The 19,345-nt window shown below is 41.8% G+C and carries 16 protein-coding genes; 4 read left to right on the top strand and 12 right to left on the bottom strand.

The features are described 5' to 3' along the window. Positions 1–4: 4 nt before the first annotated feature. From WAZ74_RS12030 to WAZ74_RS12020, 3 genes are all read right to left on the bottom strand, one after another. Positions 5–808 carry a PhzF family phenazine biosynthesis protein gene (locus tag WAZ74_RS12030; protein ID WP_422308542.1) on the bottom strand — a complete coding sequence of 268 codons (804 nt, stop codon included), beginning with the start codon at positions 806–808 and terminating at the stop codon, positions 5–7. A 186-nt stretch (positions 809–994) separates the two neighbouring features. Then, positions 995–1,471 (bottom strand): hypothetical protein, encoded by a 477-nt coding sequence (locus WAZ74_RS12025; protein ID WP_422308541.1) that lies wholly within the window; start codon positions 1,469–1,471, stop codon positions 995–997. An 89-nt stretch (positions 1,472–1,560) separates the two neighbouring features. Then, positions 1,561–2,022: a methyltransferase family protein gene (locus WAZ74_RS12020; protein ID WP_422308540.1), complete on the bottom strand. Its 462-nt coding sequence runs from the start codon at positions 2,020–2,022 to the stop codon at positions 1,561–1,563. 126 nt (positions 2,023–2,148) lie between these two features. Between WAZ74_RS12020 and WAZ74_RS12015 the strand changes: the two genes are divergently transcribed. Together WAZ74_RS12015 and WAZ74_RS12010 are read left to right on the top strand one after the other, a co-directional pair. Further along, positions 2,149–2,598, top strand: a complete 450-nt coding sequence (locus tag WAZ74_RS12015) for a DMT family transporter (protein WP_422308539.1) — start codon at positions 2,149–2,151, stop codon at positions 2,596–2,598. A gap of 45 nt (positions 2,599–2,643) precedes the next feature. Then, on the top strand, positions 2,644–3,105 hold the full coding sequence (locus WAZ74_RS12010) for a DMT family transporter (protein ID WP_422308538.1): 462 nt from the start codon (positions 2,644–2,646) through the stop codon (positions 3,103–3,105). 24 nt (positions 3,106–3,129) lie between these two features. Here the strand turns inward: WAZ74_RS12010 and WAZ74_RS12005 are convergent, their stop codons facing one another. The 6 genes from WAZ74_RS12005 to WAZ74_RS11980 all read right to left on the bottom strand — a co-directional run bounded on the left by WAZ74_RS12005 (position 3,130) and on the right by WAZ74_RS11980 (position 11,307). After that, positions 3,130–3,726 (bottom strand): hypothetical protein, encoded by a 597-nt coding sequence (locus WAZ74_RS12005; RefSeq protein ID WP_422308537.1) that lies wholly within the window; start codon positions 3,724–3,726, stop codon positions 3,130–3,132. A 725-nt stretch (positions 3,727–4,451) separates the two neighbouring features. Next, positions 4,452–6,722 (bottom strand): choline BCCT transporter BetT, encoded by a 2,271-nt coding sequence (gene betT, locus WAZ74_RS12000; RefSeq protein WP_422308536.1) that lies wholly within the window; start codon positions 6,720–6,722, stop codon positions 4,452–4,454. 216 nt (positions 6,723–6,938) lie between these two features. Further along, positions 6,939–7,718: a hypothetical protein gene (locus tag WAZ74_RS11995; protein ID WP_422308535.1), complete on the bottom strand. Its 780-nt coding sequence runs from the start codon at positions 7,716–7,718 to the stop codon at positions 6,939–6,941. A gap of 36 nt (positions 7,719–7,754) precedes the next feature. Further along, positions 7,755–8,378, bottom strand: coding sequence for a hypothetical protein (locus tag WAZ74_RS11990; protein WP_422308534.1), 624 nt, complete (start codon positions 8,376–8,378; stop codon positions 7,755–7,757). A 146-nt stretch (positions 8,379–8,524) separates the two neighbouring features. Beyond that, positions 8,525–9,796 (bottom strand): saccharopine dehydrogenase family protein, encoded by a 1,272-nt coding sequence (locus WAZ74_RS11985; RefSeq protein WP_422308555.1) that lies wholly within the window; start codon positions 9,794–9,796, stop codon positions 8,525–8,527. Positions 9,797–10,077: 281 nt separating this feature from the next. Beyond that, on the bottom strand, positions 10,078–11,307 hold the full coding sequence (locus WAZ74_RS11980) for a carboxynorspermidine decarboxylase (RefSeq protein ID WP_422308533.1): 1,230 nt from the start codon (positions 11,305–11,307) through the stop codon (positions 10,078–10,080). Positions 11,308–11,489: 182 nt separating this feature from the next. On the opposite strand from WAZ74_RS11980, the gene WAZ74_RS11975 reads away from it, so the two are divergent. Further along, positions 11,490–12,173 (top strand): DUF924 family protein, encoded by a 684-nt coding sequence (locus WAZ74_RS11975; protein ID WP_422308532.1) that lies wholly within the window; start codon positions 11,490–11,492, stop codon positions 12,171–12,173. 165 nt (positions 12,174–12,338) lie between these two features. Here the strand turns inward: WAZ74_RS11975 and WAZ74_RS11970 are convergent, their stop codons facing one another. Both WAZ74_RS11970 and lpxB read right to left on the bottom strand, forming a co-directional pair. Continuing rightward, positions 12,339–13,205: a ribonuclease HII gene (locus tag WAZ74_RS11970; RefSeq protein WP_422308531.1), complete on the bottom strand. Its 867-nt coding sequence runs from the start codon at positions 13,203–13,205 to the stop codon at positions 12,339–12,341. Positions 13,206–13,271: 66 nt separating this feature from the next. Beyond that, positions 13,272–14,585, bottom strand: coding sequence for a lipid-A-disaccharide synthase (gene lpxB / locus WAZ74_RS11965; protein WP_422308530.1), 1,314 nt, complete (start codon positions 14,583–14,585; stop codon positions 13,272–13,274). A 459-nt stretch (positions 14,586–15,044) separates the two neighbouring features. Between lpxB and WAZ74_RS11960 the strand changes: the two genes are divergently transcribed. Then, positions 15,045–16,127 (top strand): 3-deoxy-7-phosphoheptulonate synthase, encoded by a 1,083-nt coding sequence (locus WAZ74_RS11960; RefSeq protein ID WP_422308529.1) that lies wholly within the window; start codon positions 15,045–15,047, stop codon positions 16,125–16,127. 153 nt (positions 16,128–16,280) lie between these two features. On the opposite strand, the gene pepN is transcribed toward WAZ74_RS11960, so the two are convergent. Then, positions 16,281–18,881, bottom strand: coding sequence for an aminopeptidase N (gene pepN / locus WAZ74_RS11955; RefSeq protein WP_422308554.1), 2,601 nt, complete (start codon positions 18,879–18,881; stop codon positions 16,281–16,283). Positions 18,882–19,345 lie beyond the last annotated feature (464 nt).

The raw sequence follows: 19,345 nt of genomic DNA, 5'->3' as shown, positions 1-19,345 counted from the left end.
CCACTTACTCCTCGACCGTGATAAATCCGGTCAAATACTGTACCGCATGACCAGAAATAAGCACTCTATCTCCTGCAACCACACAATCTAGTACCCCGCCACGACTTGACGCTTGATAAGCAACCAATTCATTTTTATTCAATCGCTCTGCCCACAACGGCGCTAATCCAGTATGAGATGAGCCCGTGACTGGATCTTCATCGCCACCATTAGCTGGCCAGAAATAACGTGAAATGAAGTCATAATTATTCGATTCAGACTGACATGTGACAACGACGTCCAAAGGGGCTAGCTCCTTTAGCGCTTCATTGTCTCGAAGCACATTTAGCACGTCAGATTCAGAGTCATAAATCACAAAATATGCCTGCGCATTACGGTAGACCTCAGACGGCGCGATGGAAAGACCAGTTAATAAACTGTCAGGAATATTATCAATTTTTTTAGGCATCCTATTTGGAAAATCCATTTGTATTTTGCCATTATCTAGTTGCACAACGGTCAAAATTCCAACGGCTTTGGCTGAAAATTTGATGGTATTTAAAGTAGCGTTTTTCTTAAACAGTACAAAGGCAGAGGCCAAAGTAGCATGACCACAAAAATCAATTTCAGTGAGTGGAGAAAACCAGCGGATATGATAAACACCCTTATTATCAGAAACGATAAATGCAGTTTCAGATAAGTTATTCTCAAAAGCAATGGATTGCATTAAAGTATCAGACAGCCAGCTTTCTGTGATGATAACTGCCGCTGAATTGCCTTTAAACACCTTATCAGTGAAGGCATCGATAACATTGATTTCTAGTTGCATTTGACTTAATTCCAATAAATTATAACGTTTAATAGTATGGTTTCATCAATGTACTTATAGCGTTGGCTATATCTCAATCTATATGTAATATATCTACATGCAAGAATAAAAAGCCTTCTATCCTCCATAACCTTTATTACCAAGAAAAATATTCAGCGTGCTGGTTATTGACAATTCCAAAACCCTCTATATACAAACTAACTTAGCGACATCTGTTATACCAGAATCCAAGTCTTTTAGTTCCTCAATAAAGTTATCCAAAAGCACTGGTTCAGACTTCAAATACATTTTTGCTTCCGCCGCTTCTTGTTGTTCCTTATATTCAAAAAATCTACCTTGCTGATACGTTGAGATATATAAAATACTTGGCTTAGGGAAATGAAGTCTAGCTGCAAAAGCCCCATTCGCATATTCATAGCCAAACCCACCCCAAGTAATATCCTCTAAACCACCATAATAATGATTTTTAAATATATTGAGACAATCAATCAAACTTAGGATCTCCTGTTTGGCAATATATACTGTATTAGTAAACGTTGAGCATCCGTCACAAACACTTATCAGTAATTCTGTCAAATCATCATCAAACCATATTTTTTTTATTGAAAGCTCAGGGTTCATAATTATCCTAACATCTAATGCTAAGCCAGTGGCAAAGTTCACGTTATTTCCAAAAGGAAAAGTATATGTATAACATAGCTCTATATTCAACTCGCCTACTACAGATAGCAGTAGAAAATATTATTCAAGATTTAAAACCAACGTCTAACTTTTGACACATAATCTCGATACTTATCACCAAATTTCTGCGTCATCATTCGCTCTTCTGGTTGAATCTGAAAGCGTGCGATATACATCACAAATATGGGTATCAAAATAAACGCGAGGAAATGGGACAGATATAACGCCCAACCTAACAAAATAAGCGTCAATCCTAGATACATAGGATTGCGAGTATATTGATAAATGCCACTGGTCACCAAGCTAGAGGCTTTCTCAAGTGCTTGCGGGTTGGGAGTGGTTTGGGCTTTTTTAAACTGCATCACGCCCATGATGCCACTGCTCAATCCTATGATACCCAAACCGATACCTAGTGCAGTTGAGCCACTAAACGAAAACTTTAAAGCAGGCATAATTTTAGAGACGCCAACCATCGCAGCTCCAGTAATAATGACTTGGGCGACAGGCGGTATTTTTAGCTCTATAGAATTCATAATATCACCATAAAGGTTGATTGCTGTTTCATTCTGGCTTCGTTTTGGCACCATTCATTGTATCCACTAACCTATAGCCATACAATGTTGTCTTTAACATTTAAGGGAAAACCAGAAGGGAATGTTATGAAGCAAATCATGATGTTGTTGTTCGTAGTTATGGGCGGCATGGCTCTGGCACTAGAAGCAGCATTTTTGGGACCCTTGGGAGAGAGTATTGGGCGCTTATCGGCGTCTCTATCCATATTTCTGATTGGTGTGATCGTATTTAGTGTGGCGATGCTCGTGATAATAATAGGTAAACGCAACTATTTAACGATGCTATCCACGCTATCTAAGCAACCACGCTGGCTATTAACTGGTGGTCTCGTTGGCTTTATTTATACCATAGTATTAACAATCACTACGCCATTAGTCGGCGTTGGTACGACCATGGTAGGCATCTTATGCGGGCAAATCACGGCCAGTCTTGCCATTGATCATTTTGGTATTCTAGGTAGCGAGCGCCGCGCCATTGATAGTTATCGAATCGGGGCGTTGGTACTGATCTTGCTTGCGCTTTGGCTGATATATTAAGGGGATTGCTGTTATTAAAAAAACTACTATGTTAAGGAAAAAGCCATGCTATTGACCCTCGCCTTCCCATTATTACTGCTAGGCGGTATGGCCATCGCGGCGCAGTCTTCTATTAATGGGACGCTTAGCATACGTACTGATGTAGTGACGACTGCATGGCTGACCAACGTTGTCGCTTCCATTATCTTATTGCTGCTAGTCATATTCTTTGAAGCACCGCAGGTAGCTACTATGTTTAGTGTGCCATCATGGCAATTAGCAGGCGCACTGTTTGGTAACTTTTCTATGGTGGCTATCGTGATTGCGGTGCCGCGTATTGGGACGGCGGCAAACATCGTTGCTATTATCGCCGGACAAATCGTGATGGGACTGATGGTTGACCATTTTGGCTGGTTTGGGAATACGCAGATAGTGCTAGATTATAAAAGAATGGCGGCTATTGCCCTACTCGCTGGCGCGTTGTATTTGATTTATTTGAGTAATGTGCGTGGGAAGATTGAGGTGTAATTTTAATATAATAATTGAATACAGCTATTGAGTAGCTATCTGCTGCAACAATTGTTGCTTAGTAACTCTTCCATCCATCAGTCCAGTTTCATCATTAAAAATATCTGTTGAATGGTTTAATAGGAGTCTTGCATCATCAAGTAGTATTTTTAATTCGTATATGTTAACAGTATCTAACCAACTAAAGTTTTTATCTTTATTTCTATTATGAGAATAACGAAAGCTAACAGCATAGTCATCCATCTTACTTAATTCAACAATCAACTTTGAAAAACCAGATAGTAAGTTTGTATCATCAATTTTAATATTGAATCTCTGCTTTGCCAGCTGCCAATGTTCTTTAAATGCGTTAGCTAATGAGCTTAATGTATGTACTGATTTACCAACCATATTTTTTGATCCTGAAAATTCATAAAAATACTCAATATTGTATTTCAGAATAAGTTCGAGATAATGACGCATTGCATAAAGTAAAGGTAGAGCAATAGTGTCTACAGGAGCGTTTGAATCGTACATTATTTCAAACGATGTATAGTATTGCATCGCGTAAACAAAGTTATTGTCTGACGACATACCTATATGGCTGTATCTCCTCGCTTGTTCCCACTTAGTATTTTCCATACTTATATTCCAACTATATATTTGATGCCTATGATGTCAACCGCCGCTGACATCATAGGACTTTTCAAAGATTGAAATAAATCATAGCAACCGTAAGCACAAGTCCACTTATGGCAGTAATTATTGCTGCTACGTTTACTTTTATCTCTATATTGGTTGAAATTTTCATGGTTTTTGCATTCATCAAAACGATTCAACCGGTTGAATCATTAAAGATTCGAATTTATATACCGCGTTGCCACGCGGTTGGGCTTGCTTTAACTAGTATAAGCTTACCCGTTCAGACGACTTCTGCTGGCACAACCAGCACAAATTTCGAGACTACTCTAGATAAGGGATCGCCCTTTAGCCGCTTATCAGGCGACATTCGGAGTTGATGACTCCGAAACCTTTAAAGATATAATTATTAGATAATATACATGTTATTAGATTATAAAACTATAGACTAAAGTCTTATATCATCAAACTATTCAAACAAATTTTTAATCAGACAAAATTCCTGTCTATAACAAAAAAATCTTGAAAATATAAATAGCTCTCGCTACAACAAGGCTCTTTAGCCCCGACAGTAGCGGTTATCCTGCCATAACTGCTAGGTTGCAAAGGCTAGGCAGGTCAGGGTGTCGCGGTAGCAGCAACCTGAATCGCCTATAGCCACTGCCCTAGCGGGTATGGCAGATAATAACGAATGGCGGGATTGGCTCCTCATTATTTATAGAGCCTTATTAATCCTTACCTGTTATCGGCGTCGCTGCAGTCAGCTCTGCATCAGCTTCCACAGGTGCATTCAAAAAAGTAAGATAAGCTTGATATTGCTCAAGCACATCATCAATGACTTGCTGCTTGGTCAATCCCGTCAAATCATAACCGCCTGAACCGGTTTGCGTGGTCACCTCAAGTCGATAATACACATCGCTATCAGTTGCCATTTTGCCACTAAAAGTAGGTGCTGGCGTCTTGACCATAGCAACCTGATAATAAAAATCATCCATAGCCGCGGTTGATAAGCGTAACAAAGGCCCCGAGGCGGCGATGATATTCGTATTACCAACAAAAGCCGTCGCATTAGCTGCGTTGCCATCGTGGTCGGCGTTAACGCGCTCAACATCGTAGCCTTGACGACGGAATTCATTGGCGACATCATCAAGCGCAGGGCGTACGGTACGCTCAAGGAACTTGATAGACTCGCGTTTAGAGGGATAAGTGAGCATTTGTCCCAAGCGCTGCGTCCATGAGCGCTCCGGTATATGACCGCCACTGGGTGCAATAGAAGGACGGCGCAAGACTTTACCTTCGCGCTCGGCCTGCTCTATCTTTAACGCCTTATAAAAAGAGAACATTACTAGATAAACGATAATAGTCACTGGTAACGCAAAGATAAGCGTGGCGTACTCCATAGTGATGACACCACCAGCTATCAGCATCGATATGGTCAATACCGCCGTCAATACTGCCCAAAATATACGTAGCCATTTCGGGCCGTCTTCTGATGGGTCTGGAATAGAAGCGGAGAAATTCGACATCACCATCGCACCTGAGTTGGCACTGGTAATATAAAATAGTAATCCTGAGAAGGTGGCTAATATCACTAAATAAGTCGATCCTGGGAACATTTCAAGCAAGGCATACCAGCCGCGCTCAGGGCTTTCTACTGCCAGCTCAGCAAAGGCAGTATTGCCTTGTAAAATCTCATAAAGGGCTGAGTTACCGAAGAAAGAGACGATAATAAAGTCACATAATACCGGTACGGTAATCGCAGCAATAACGAACTCACGTAGCGTACGACCACGGGAAATACGGGCAAGAAAGACCCCGACAAATGGCCCCCACGCTAGCCAAAACGCCCAAAAGAACAGCGTCCAACCGCCCATCCATTCACTACTACCGGGCACATAAGCAAAGGTTTTAAACATACGCGCAGGCAGAGTAACAAAAAATTGACCTAAGTTTTCGACCAGCGCATTTAATAAAAATGCGGTCTCGCCCGCGATGAGAATAAAGGCCATCATCGCTACCGCACTCCATAGATTGAGCTCAGATATCCAGCGGATACCACGGTCAACGCCTGAGGTGGTCGCCGCGATAGTTAGCATAACTGCACCAATAACCAAGGCGATTTGTAGTGTCATGCCTTCCTCTAAGCCAAAAATCTTTGAGAAGCCAACATTGAGCAGTACTACACCGATACCCATGGTAGTCGCTACACCGAACACCGTACCGACTAAAGCTAAGATACTAATGCCATGACCGATAGGTCCATTGACTCGTTTACCAAACAGTGGATAGAGCGCCGCTCGAATCGATAATGGCATATCCCAGCGATAGGCGAAATAGCCCATGGCCATGCCCAGTAACGCATATACCGCCCAGCCAGCGATACCGTAATGAAACATCGTCCAAACAACCGCATTTTGCATGGCATCGGCAGTCGCACCATCGCCTGATGGCGGCGTCAAATATTGCACCACGGGACCAGTGACTGAGAAGAACAGCAAATCAATGCCAACCCCAGCAGCAAAGAGCATTGCCACCCAAGTACCCAGCTTATACTGCGGGCGCGAATCATCAGGACCAAGGCGTACGCTACCCGCTTTAGATAAAGCGACCCAAAGTACAAACCCAATAACCATCACCATAGTGATCACATAATACCAACCGAGGTTAGTTGATATCCAATCAACCATCATTTTCATGGTGGTGCTTGCACCATCAGGCATTACGATTGCCCATATAGAAAAAGCAACAATCACTAGCGATGAGATGATTAATACGCTCCAATTGATATGGGCGACCGTATTTTTAGAGAGCTCTTGTGCGCCTTTTTTGAGGTCGCTGCGTGATATGGGCCTCTCATCATCAAGATTTTTAGACTGACGTTGCGAGCCACCAAATTGACTGCGCTCAAATGGCGTTTGTACCTTCTGGCTCTGCTCGTTTGCTAATTGGGCGTTTTGTTTAGGGACTTTGGATAACTTATCGTCCGATGGGTCTGTCATGGATGCATTCCTTGCATTTCAATATATAAAATGAGCGGACCGGATCTTATAGCGTTGTATTTATTAGAAAATTACGGGCGCATGTTATCATGATTTATGTATAGAATTTACAGCAACGATAATGAATACACGAGCTGGGAGCGACAGGGTTTACTTTTAAATGAGGGATACGGTACTGATGTGTGGAGCAATGATGGTTCGAGATTGCATTAGATATTAAGTCTCACATTTTACCTTTTTAAACGCCCACTTCATTGACTCAATCTCTTTTGCGACCAAAACATCACTGGCTGATAAGAATAAAACGCCTTCTATGTTTTGAAAGTCCTCACCTGTACAAGTGTAATGGCTATAGAAATCTATTTTTAACGCAAAGGCCTGAATTAGCACGTCGCTATATCTGGAGACATTGCCAGCAGCAACTAAGCTTATGCTCGTGATAAATACAAAAGCGATGCCTGAGAGCACTTTTTTACCTAAAGGCTGGCGATTATTTATCGCTGACTTGTCTATTTGCTTAATATAAAAATATAAGCCGATAGCGATCAGATAGCTACCGAGTAATGCCATGATGGCATATTTAAAGAAAAAGATGCCTGTCAATACACTAGTGGTAAGCGCTAGATTACTAGGGTCAACCAAGAATATCCGATTGACTTCTCCAATTGCCCAAAGATACGCGCGCGCACTGAGTAAGCCGACCAGTAAATACAGAACAATTTGACCCCAGACACTGGTTTTCAAGTAGAGATAAACGATATTTTTAATCGATACCATAATGAGCATGATAAATAAAACGGCAGCGATTAACAGGACGAGGCTATAAGACACATAAAGTGGCAAATGCAACGCAAAACTTAATATTAAGCCACTACCAACTATGAGAAGTATAATGGCGAACTTGGCAAAAAGCCGCGTGGTTTGAATCAGCCATTCTCTGACAGCATCTATAGTAACCTTTGGCGTCTCCACGGGAGTTTTTTCATCAATGCTCATGAATAAATTCTTCTCTTTTATAAACTGCTATTACAATTAAGGCAGTGTCTCAGGCGCAATGCAGTCGGTCAAATCAATAGTGGCTATTTTCTCAGCCCAATCTGGCTCAGTGGGATGCGTCAAACCATCTAAGACCGTCAAAGGCTTTTGATAAATGGTTTTAAAATTATTCATAAATCCAATCGCCGTATCGCCACAAGGTATAATAAGAACATCAGATGGCGCTTGCTCAAGCACTTGAGTCAACCGGCTAACAAAGTCTTTAAAAACCCCAGTTTCCTTCAAATCTACAGGTGATTTTTTTGGATTACTTTGATTTAAACTTTGTTTGATAGCCAATAACTCATTCACGTGTGATAAATCATCGCTGCTTAAAGTACAAGGATAAAATGCTTTATTCAGTGGTAATGTCGAGCAATTTAAAATGCCAAGTGGCTTATAATTTAATGCCTTAATATTACAGCCTATTGGTAATTGCGGATCAAAATCGCTCAAATATCCTTGAGCAATCAAAAACTGAGTGAGCTCAAGCGCTGACTCTCCTGCCGCTGGATGCTGATGGATATATTCATTGAGATGAGGAGATTCTAAAATCAGTAATACTTTTAACTCGGTTACATCCGTAATTAAATTAAAGACTTTATACTGTTCTAAAGACAAGGGCTTCTCCTTATGCCATTTATCATTATTAGTTTTATGATACTCGTTTTTATTATAGGAGCAGCTATACAAAAAAGCACCCTATCGAATCAGATTCAATAGAGTGCTTTTTTATTTAACGAATAACAAGCGATTTGCAAAGCGATTTAAATATCAAACGCCAATAGTCTATCGCCTTCGCTATCTTGAATACGCGTCGGTAAACCAATCTCGTTTAATAGATTAATAAACGGCTTAGCATCAAGCTCTTCAACGTTGACCATCTTACCCGCATCCCACTCGCCAGTAGCAACTAACATCGCAGCAGCAACGGGTGGCACGCCAGCTGTATAAGAGATACCTTGGCTACCCATGGCTTCATAAGCTTCTTTATGGTCGGAGATATTATAGATAAATACCTCAGTATCAACGCCGTCTTTTTTACCTTTAACCTTGTCACCGATACAGGTTTTGCCAGTATAGTTTGGCGCAAGCGAGCTTGGATCAGGGAGTACCGCTTTAACGACTTTTAGCGGAATAACTTCTAAGCCTTCAGCGGTAGTCACTGGCTGCTCCGACAATAAGCCTAAGCTTTGTAGCACGGTAAAGACGTTGATATAATGCTCACCAAAGCCCATCCAAAAACGAATGTTTGGCACATCTAAATTGGCTGATAGCGAATGGATTTCGTCATGACCACTTAGGTAGCTGTTTTGCATACCGACGACAGGTAAGTCATCAGTGCGCTTCACTTCAAACATCTTGTTAGACTGCCACTTACTGTCCTGCCAAGAGTAAACCGTACCAGTGAATTCACGGAAGTTAATTTCAGGATCAAAGTTAGTCGCGAAGTATTTGCCATGGCTGCCCGCATTAATATCGATGATATCGATATCGGTGACTGAACCTGCATCCATCATGTCATAGCCAAGTCTGGCATAGGCATTGACCATACCGGGATCGAAACCAGCACCTAAAATGGCGGTGATATTATTATCCGCACAGCGCTGTTTACGCTTCCACTCATAGTTGTCATACCACGGCGGGGTTTCACAAATCTTGCGCGGATCTTCATGAATCGCGGTATCAATATAAGCGACGCCCGTCTCGATACAAGCTTCTAGTACGCTCATATTAAGAAAAGGTGAGCCAACATTAATGACGATTTGGATGCCAGTTTCTTTTATGAGCGCGATAAGTGCTTGAATGTCTAGCGCGTCGATTTGATGGGTATGCAAAGTAGCAGGCTGCTTAAAGCTACCTTTCTCTACGACACTTTGAGCGATGGCGTCACATTTATCTTTTGTACGTGAGGCAATATGAATGTCGCCAAGTACGTCGTTATGCATTGCACATTTATGCGCAACGACTTGAGCGACACCGCCGGCACCGATGATGAGTACGTCTTTTTTAGCTGATGTATTGTGTTGTGTAGTCAATGCCACAATCCTCCTTTGTGCCCCTGTTATCGCCATTGTATTGGCTATTAAAAACAGAAACGAGTGAATGATATGCGTGAATTAAAAAGGAAGACCGAGGAAAACCCACGCACCCGACGGGCAAAAACCACTATTCTCGCCCAAAGCGATTATAACAATTTTTGCCATACTTTCGGAAAGTATTAATAAATGAATGATATTTTAAATCATCTATTCATTTAGTTATCCGCTAAAATAACGTCAAATCGTTAAGAACGAGTATTAAAAATTAAGGATAAATATTAAGACAAGCTCGCCTTATAATCTTGATAATCAAACTCGCGCTGAATATCAATCGTGCCATCAAGACGACGAATGACAATCGCTGGCATATTGACGCCGTTAAACCAGTTCTTTTTCACCATAGTATAACCGGCAGCATTGCCAAAGGTGACAGTGTCACCTATTTGCAGATTTTCTGGTAAAGCGTATTCACCGAAAATATCACCTGCCAAGCAAGAACGACCGTAGATAATCGTATGGTCTGCTGATTCAGCATTATCACTTATGGGTGCAATATTGGTAGGGTCGATATCAAGAGGCGCAATATTGATTAAATCACTATTAATCGCCGCTATCGGTGCAGACTCACGATAAATCAGTAAATCAAGCATATGCGCTTCAATGGATGAATCTACTACCGCTAGGTTTTTTTCATTGTGCAAAACATCTAAAACGGTAGTTACTAAGCTACCAGCGCCATGAATACTTGCCTCACCCGGCTCAAGATAAACCTGTACACCATACTTTTCGCTGAAATATTTCAAACGTTCTGCCAGCTTTTCTAGCGGATAATCAGGTGCTATAAAATGAATACCGCCGCCTAAACTCACCCAATCAAGCTGCCGTAAAACATCGCCAAAGCGCTCTTCAATATCCGCTAAGCTTATGCTAAACGCCTCATAGCTGTCGTTCTCACAGTTATTATGAATCATGACGCCAGTGATATCTTTTAAAACTGCTGTAATGCTGTCTTTATCATGTTCGCCAAGACGACTAAACGGACGTGCAGGATCAGCAATGATAAATGATGAATTGCTGGTTTTAGGATTAAGACGTAAGCCTACTGGGATATCCTGCGCATGGGCTTGGTCTTTAAAAGCAGTTAATTGTGAAATAGAATTAAAGATAATTTTATCGGCATACTTTAACACTTCAGGGATTTCATCTGCGCTATACGCTACGCTATAGGCATGGGTCTCTTTTTTATTGTCGCTATTCTTACCCTTTCCAAAAGTTTCGTAGCCAAGTCTGACTTCATTAAGTGAGGATGAGGTTGTGCCATGTAAATATGGCTGCATGATGTCGAACACGCCCCACGTGGCAAAGCATTTCAACGCTAATAATGCTTTTGCGCCGGATAGCTCACATAAACGAGCAATAATCTGCATGTTTGCAACGATTGCCGTTTCATCAAGCAGATAATAAGGAGTCGGTACATTTATAGATGGTACGGTAGCGGATACATTCATAATAGATAACCTAATAGCTTTTGATATTAATATTGATAAGAGTCATAGTCGGCGCAACTGACGTAGCAGTGACAATAGATATAAGCGAAATCTTACGGATTGTCGTTGATACTTGACAGCATTATGACGCGACCAAATAATTGCGCTATAGTAGTACAAACTTTTCATAAATAGAATAGCTTATGTCACTCTCAACCGATTATTCTAGCGCACTAAATCAGCCTGATTTCACCCAGCTTGATTCAGTTAATCTGAACGTAGCGCGTCTTCATCCTGATGCACGTGCGGTATTAGACTTTTGGTTTGATAAGGATAATGAAGCTTATTGGTTCATAGCAGATGAGAAGTTTGACAGTCAAATTGCGGATAAGTTCGGCAAGATTTGGCAGGCAGCCTGTCAGGGCGAATGTGCACATTGGCGACACACTGCCGGGCAGCCAGCGATCAATACTTATACCAGTACGGATGATTTAACTACTAATCTAGCGGGACGTTTAGCTGAGATTATTGTTTTAGATCAGTTCTCACGCAATCTATGTCGCGGGCAAGCATCGGCATTTGCACAAGATAGTATGGCATTGGTACTGGCGCAAGAAGCGATTCATCAGCCTACATTTAATGACCTACCAGCGCAATGCCGTAAATTTATGGTTATGCCATTTATGCATTCAGAATCAGCTGTGATTCAGGCACGCTATTTATACCTATTTGAGCAGCTTGATGAGCCTGTCACGCTAGACTTTGCCCATGCTCATCAAGCAATCATTGAGCAGTTTGGACGTTATCCACATCGTAACGACGCCCTAAACAGCGAGTCGACTGATGAAGAAGAAGTCTTTTTGCAGCAGCCAAACTCATCATTTTAAGCATTGTTTTAAATTTTAAACGCTTCGTACTTATTAAAGAGCTAAATAAAAACTGTCTACTTTTATAATGAGTAGGCAGTTTTTTTATCTTTGAATGACTATTTTAATATTACTTAGGCTATTTATTATAAGTACTACTATCAGTTTAGCTTTAGTCTATTAACGCTAGCTTTCAAGTGCTTTTCTCACTGGTGCAAAACTACGTCGATGCATCGATAATACACCATAATCCTGTATAGCTTGTATATGTGCCTTGGTCGGATAGCCTTTATGGTTAGCAATACCATATTTAGGGTATTCAGCATCAAGCGCATACATGGTTTTGTCACGGCTGACTTTTGCTAAGATACTGGCCGCCGCGATACTGGTATGACGGGCATCCCCTTTAACCCAAGCTTGGCAATCAATCGATGACTCTGCTATGCCTAATTGGTTAAGGTTTGCATAGTCTAAATCAGGACAACGATTACCATCGAATAATACCTCTACTTTCATAGCATCAGACATGTTACTGACATCTTGTTTGATGTTGGTCAAATGCTTAGCGACTGCTTCTAACAAGACTTCAGTACATAAGCGCATACCAAGCATGGTCGCTTGTAAGATATTCACCTGATCGATCACTGCCGCTTGAATATCAGCAATGATATAACCAACTGCCTGCTGCTGCACCAATGGATACAGCATATCACGCTTCTTTTCACTCAGCTGTTTGGAGTCTATCAGTATCGATAAAGGGGTATCTTTTAACGGCTGCCTCTCAATCAGCCCTGACCAAGTGCGTGGTAATATCGCAGCAGCGACATGAACGCTACCCAATAATGGTCCACGCCCTGCCTCATCCACGCCAATTTGTAGCGTTGAGCTAGCCAAGCTCTGTGTCGGATGTATTGAATATTGCGCCAGTAACTCAGTAATATTTAATTGACCAGACAAATGGATAGGCTTAGCCAGTTGGATGTATTGACCTTTAATATCAACTTGTTCAATAGCTCTTTCAATTTGAATAATATGGTTTTCTCTACACTGCATGATACTGGTCACTTATAATTTTTTGTTTATTAATTGCGCTCTATAATGCGCGTTTAGATATTCAGACTAGCGACCATCTTGATGGCTATTGTGAAGAAACCATTGCTCAATCACGCTATCAGCAGGGTCATGATTACTCTGTTGCTGTAATAAATGCTTAGTGTCAATCAGCGCCTTTAATTGCTCAGCATAGGCTCGTGGTTGCAATAGACGCATGACGGTACGGCAAATATTGTCGCCACTCGCCTGCTCTTGGATAAGCTCAGGCACAATCTCTGTAGCCGCTAAGATATTTGGTAAACCCACATAAGGCACTTTCACCAGACGCTTAGCAATCTGATAGGTCAGCTGGTTTAACTGATAAATAACCACCATCGGCCGCTCAAGCAGCATCGCTTCAAGCGTTGCAGTACCTGATGCCAGCATGACCATATCCGATGCTGCCATCGCTTGCTGACTAAAAGTAGGTTGGCTGTCATCATAGACCACCACAATGGCTTTACGTAATTGCTCTGAACGCTTATCGATGACTTCTTGGACGATATATTGATGATTTTGATCGACGGTTGGAATAATAAAACATAGCTTTGGATCTAATAAAATCAGCTTTTGAATGCCATCGAGCATTAACGGCAATATAGCCGTTATCTCACCACGTCGAGAGCCTGGCATTACACAAATAAGCTGACTGACCTCATCAAAGCGATCAATAAAGAACTGCTGCAAGCCATCATTGTGCCAGACCAGCTCGCTACGACGTTGATTGATTGGCGTCTCTAGCAAAGTTTGATCAATAGTACGCATTAGCGGATGACCGACGCATATCGCCGAATGGTTATAACGCTCATATACCGGCAACTCAAACGGAAATAGGCACAACACTAAATTGGTCGCCGCCTTAATATTATGGATACGCGACTCGCGCCATGCCCAGATTGAAGGACTGACATACTGCACACAAAATACGCCTTGGGGTTTGAGTTTTTTGGCGACCCTTAGATTAAAATCAGGGGCATCAATACCAATAAACCAATCAATACTTGCTGTTTTAAAAGCAGCCAAAAGCTCACGGCGCGCCTTCAGTAAGTCAGGCAACTGAGCGATCACTTCTACCAAGCCCATCACTGCCAAACGTGATAATGGAAAGATACTTTGCAGCCCTTGCGCTTGCATTTTCGTACCACCAACGCCGACCCAAATAATATCATCGCGTAGATTATTCATCTGCTGCATAAAATCTGCGCCTAAACTGTCCCCTGACACCTCGCCAGCGACGATACCGATAACAAGTGGCACAGCTATTACATCAGCTACCTCAGGATAAGTGTCAGTCTGTGCTGTTAAATCAGGATATTGAGAAGGCGTGGCAGAATCTGTCATAACAAGCTCTTAATATTAAAGTAGTGCAGTTAAAATGTTACAGCTAAAATAGTACGAAAGACAAAATATGACTATCATAAAATATAGCATATGAAATCAATTATAGGATGCCAATCAAAAGACACCTTAGCATCGTTTATTATGTTCGAATTCAGTTGTTTATAGCGTCATCATACGTGACGATGCTAAAAATAGCGAAATTACCCTATAAAATCCAGTACTAATTACTAACAAACACATGCATGTAACGCATTTCAATAAATAGAAACTCAAGTCTAGAGAAGCACTAAATAGCTTGATTTAATGCTTGCATAATAATGTACTTATTCTTTAAGTATAACGAAGTTTTAGCCTGAGCATTCCAGTTAGCAGTTAATTAACTGCTCGACTGCCCTTGTCAACTGGCGCTTTTGTGCGCATAATGAAGCTCCCTATACATTAGCTAGACGATATATAATCATGACAACACCAGCTACCCATAATGCAGATATTGACGACGTGAATATTGAAAAGTTCATTCCTTTAATCACACCCGCTGAGCTAAAAACTGAGCTACCTTTATCAAACGGAGCCTATAAAACCGTTTTAAATGGTCGCCATACTATCCAAAATATCTTGGATGGCAAAGATAAGCGCTTGTTTGTGGTCATTGGCCCCTGCTCTATTCACGATATCAAAGCCGCCCACGAATATGCCGACCGCCTAGCCATATTGGCAAAAGAGATCGAAGATAGCGTATTCGTTGTGATGCGTGTCTATTTTGAAAAGCCACGGACGACCGTCGGCTGGAAGGGTATGATTAATGACCCTGATATGAATGACAGCTTTGATATCGAAAAAGGTCTACGTACCGCTCGTAAGCTCCTGCTTGATTTAAATGAAAAAGGTTTACCGTGCGCAACTGAAGCGCTTGACCCGAACACGCCGCAGTACATGCAGGATTTGATCAGCTGGTCAGCGATTGGTGCACGTACTACTGAGAGCCAAACACATCGTGAAATGAGCTCAGGCTTATCGTGCCCAGTTGGCTTCAAAAATGGTACGGATGGTGGTATGACCGTTGCTGTCAACGCCATGCAAGCCGTAAAAGCCGGACATAGCTTCTTAGGTCTGTCATCAGACGGTAAAGTATGTATCATCAAATCTAAAGGCAACCCTTATGCTCACGTCGTATTGCGCGGTGGTAATGGCAAACCTAACTATGATGAAACAGCCGTTGAACAAGTTGAGAATGCCTTAGCTGAAGGCAAAACCAGCGGCAAGATTATGATTGACTCAAGTCATGCCAACTCAGGTAAAGACCCTTACTTGCAACCAATGGTTATCCAAAACGTCGCAGAGCAAATTAAAAACGGTAATAAATCTATCATCGGCATGATGATTGAGAGCCATCTAAAAGGTGGTAATCAAAAACTGACCGCTGACTTAGATGCGCTAGAATACGGCGTGTCGATTACCGATGGTTGCCTCGATTGGGATAGCACCGTCAAAGCACTACACGATCTACGCGATATGGTAAAAGACGTATTGCCTAACCGTTAATAGTAATTAGCGATACTTAATACTTGAGAAACAACTTATAAAGAATCAAGTAATTTATCAAGAACTAAGTAACTCATAAAAAATCCCGTCTGACACTAGAATGTCAGACGGGATTTTTTATACTTTTTAGCTTATGAAATAGCTTGCTGGGTATTACTCAGTCGCTGCCCCTAATACACTGGTTAAGCTCTCATGCACATGTTTAGAGGAAACCTGTTGCTGTAAGTCAATTAACTGATCATACGCCATTTGACGACGTGGCTCAGCCAAGGTATTCCAGCGTGCCAGTACTTGTAATAAGCGCGAGGCTATCATAGGGTTAGATTCATCTAGTTTTTTAATCACACCCATATAAATATCCAAACCTTCTTGCGTCCATAGCACCGTTGGCTGCGAGGTAAAGGCGCTAATCACTGAACGTATACGATTGGGTGTATTCCAATCAAAATCTGTATGCGTTAATAACGATTGGATAATATCGGTACTGACATTATCGGCAGATGCCTGCACACTGAACCATAAATCTATAACCAAATCATCAGCTTGAAAACGCTTATAAAAATCAGCCAAATAATCATCAGCACTTGCTACTTGATGATTAATCATGACTTTTAGCGCACCAAAACGTTCAGTCATACAGCTGGCATTGTCATACTGCTGCTGCGCCCATTCTGCCGCACCTTCAACGTTGGCAGTCAATGCCATGTCTAACACTACATTACGCAAGGCACGTTTGCCGCGAGCTTCTGCGCTATCTTCATAAGACTGCATTGGCAACTGTTTATAAAGCGCTGCCCACTGATCTCTCATAGCATCTGCGACCTGCTGATATAAGCCTTCACGCTGCGCTTTAATCAACTCTGGATCATAATCTTTATGAATAGCAGCAGCTAGCTCTTGTGCTGATGGGATGTCAAGCAAGCGTGCAGCCAGCATCGCATCTTCGCCTGCTAGCGCTGGCAATGTCTGTGCTAGTGCGGTTATATAAACCTCAGGGCTGCTTTTTGCGCCCTGTGTTTGCAGTAAAATACGGTTTACCAGCATCTGCGTCACTTGCCAGCGATTAAAACCGTTGTTTTCGTGCTTGAGCAAAAATGCCAAATCTTCATCTTGATAATCATAATTAAGCTGTACTGGCGCACTAAAATCACGTAGCAAAGATACGACAGGATCACTAGTTACCTCTTCAAATACAAAGGTCTGTGTGGCTTGATCTAATAGCAACATACGCTCGGCAATAATAGCGCCAGAGTCTTTATCAAATAACGCCGTCGCGACCGGAATTGGCAATGGTTTTGGCGCATCAAAACCACTCACGTGACGTGTTTGCTGACTCAACGTAATGGTTAACGTTTGCGTGGCGCTATCATAGTTTTGATGACCAGAGACCACTGGCGTACCGGGTTGGCGGTACCAATCGATAAAGTTTTCGATTTTATCATCAGTGATACTAAGCGCTGATAAGAAGTCCTCAACCGTCACCGCTTGCCCGTCATAACGACGGAAATACTCATCTGTGCCTTTACGGAAATTATATGGTCCCAAGGTATTGGCAATCATACGGACAATTTCAGCGCCCTTCTCATAGACGGTGGTGGTATAAAAATTATTAATCTCAACAAAGCTTTCTGGGCGCACTGGATGGGCCAGTGGTCCTGCATCCTCTGCAAACTGATGGGCGCGCAAGGTAGCGACATCATCAATCCGCTGTACGGCACTCGACTGCTGATCGGCTGAAAACGACTGATCGCGGTAGACCGTAAAACCTTCTTTTAAGCACAACTGAAACCAATCACGACAAGTGATACGATTGCCCGTCCAGTTATGGAAGTATTCATGGGCGATAATGGCTTTTACACTAAAGCTACGACTATCAGTGGTGGTTTCAGGGCTGGACAACACACAAGCAGTATTAAAGATATTCAGCCCTTTGTTCTCCATCGCGCCCATATTGAACTGACTAACGGCGACAATCATATAGCGATCTAAGTCATAGGCACGGCCATAATTGACCTCATCCCACTCCATTGAATCCTTCAGCGCTTGCATCCCGACATCACACTTATCGATATCGGCAGACTTTGCATATACCTCGAGCAACACATCTCGACCTTCGCTCGTGGTATAAGAATCCGTCAGCACATCTAAATCAGCAACCACGCAGGCAAATAGATAGCTTGGCTTATTGGTTGGATCATGCCAAATCGCATAATGACACTCTGGCGCATCTGCAACCTCGCCCGCTTCGATCAAATTACCATTGGCCAATAGCGTTGGATAACGCTTATCAGCTTCAAGACGGGTGGTAAATATCGCTAGTACATCAGGACGGTCTGGATAAAAGGTAATCTTACGAAAGCCCTCTGGCTCACACTGTGTGACAAACATCGTATCGTCGCCACTACCCGCCATATAAAAGCCTTCAAGCGCCGTATTGGTCTGCGGACAGATACGAACCTGAATCTCTAACATTACCTCATCAGGCGCATCAGTAATCGTCAGCTTACCGGCTGCTTGCTGATAACGCTCAGCTGTCAACGGCTCACCGTTCATGGTAATGGACAGCAGCTCTAAATCCTCACCAAATAAAATGATATCTCCTGCGGTTTGACGCACCATCTTTAGGGTGCTATCTACCTGTGCATGATCCTCAAACAACCTAATATCTAAATCGACGGTTTCAACATCGAAGCTTGGCTTTTTATAATCTGCTAAGTTAATTTTACTCGGTTCATGTAAAGGTACATCAGGCATTTCAGGATTGATAATTTGCGCATCGGTTTCAGCGTTAGACATATGGATTCCTATGATTTTTTATAATGACAATATGGTATTAAAATATGTGATTAAAACGTATAGTTAGTTACGTTTAGGTTCTCTAATAATTAGCACAATCTTTATCGTAATTATATTTATAATGGTAGTTAGCTACATTGACCTAAAAGCCCAAATTTCAAGGGCGATAATGAATAAAACCAAGCTTATTATCTAGAACTAGCATATAGCTCATAATAGAAGTTTTAACTCATTTATTACTAAATATTCATCTCATCACTAACACAGCCTAATATGATCAGTCCTAAATAAAAAAGTATAGTCAGTCTTTTATAAATAAGATACAATGCTTTTAAAACTGAGAGAAAGATATTAATAACGATGACTTATTCTGCAGACTTCCGGGCGCAAGTGATCAAAAGTGTTAAGAACAAAGACATGAC

The sequence above is a fragment of the Psychrobacter sp. genome (assembly GCF_049295055.1).
GTDB lineage: Bacteria > Pseudomonadota > Gammaproteobacteria > Pseudomonadales > Moraxellaceae > Psychrobacter.
The sequence above is the reverse complement of the archived record's forward strand: the minus strand, read 5'-3'. Positions and strand labels throughout refer to the sequence as shown.

What these genes read in the sequence shown, in the direction of transcription:
- WAZ74_RS12030 (WP_422308542.1), bottom strand. Translation starts at nt 808, where the DNA reads ATGCAACTAGAAATCAATGTTATCGATGCCTTCACTGATAAGGTGTTT.
- WAZ74_RS12020 (WP_422308540.1), bottom strand. Translation starts at nt 2,022, where the DNA reads ATGAATTCTATAGAGCTAAAAATACCGCCTGTCGCCCAAGTCATTATT.
- WAZ74_RS12015 (WP_422308539.1), top strand. Translation starts at nt 2,149, where the DNA reads ATGAAGCAAATCATGATGTTGTTGTTCGTAGTTATGGGCGGCATGGCT.
- WAZ74_RS12010 (WP_422308538.1), top strand. Translation starts at nt 2,644, where the DNA reads ATGCTATTGACCCTCGCCTTCCCATTATTACTGCTAGGCGGTATGGCC.
- WAZ74_RS12005 (WP_422308537.1), bottom strand. Translation starts at nt 3,726, where the DNA reads ATGGAAAATACTAAGTGGGAACAAGCGAGGAGATACAGCCATATAGGT.
- betT (WP_422308536.1), bottom strand. Translation starts at nt 6,722, where the DNA reads ATGACAGACCCATCGGACGATAAGTTATCCAAAGTCCCTAAACAAAAC.
- WAZ74_RS11995 (WP_422308535.1), bottom strand. Translation starts at nt 7,718, where the DNA reads ATGAGCATTGATGAAAAAACTCCCGTGGAGACGCCAAAGGTTACTATA.
- WAZ74_RS11980 (WP_422308533.1), bottom strand. Translation starts at nt 11,307, where the DNA reads ATGAATGTATCCGCTACCGTACCATCTATAAATGTACCGACTCCTTAT.
- WAZ74_RS11975 (WP_422308532.1), top strand. Translation starts at nt 11,490, where the DNA reads ATGTCACTCTCAACCGATTATTCTAGCGCACTAAATCAGCCTGATTTC.
- WAZ74_RS11970 (WP_422308531.1), bottom strand. Translation starts at nt 13,205, where the DNA reads ATGCAGTGTAGAGAAAACCATATTATTCAAATTGAAAGAGCTATTGAA.
- lpxB (WP_422308530.1), bottom strand. Translation starts at nt 14,585, where the DNA reads ATGACAGATTCTGCCACGCCTTCTCAATATCCTGATTTAACAGCACAG.
- WAZ74_RS11960 (WP_422308529.1), top strand. Translation starts at nt 15,045, where the DNA reads ATGACAACACCAGCTACCCATAATGCAGATATTGACGACGTGAATATT.
- pepN (WP_422308554.1), bottom strand. Translation starts at nt 18,881, where the DNA reads ATGCCTGATGTACCTTTACATGAACCGAGTAAAATTAACTTAGCAGAT.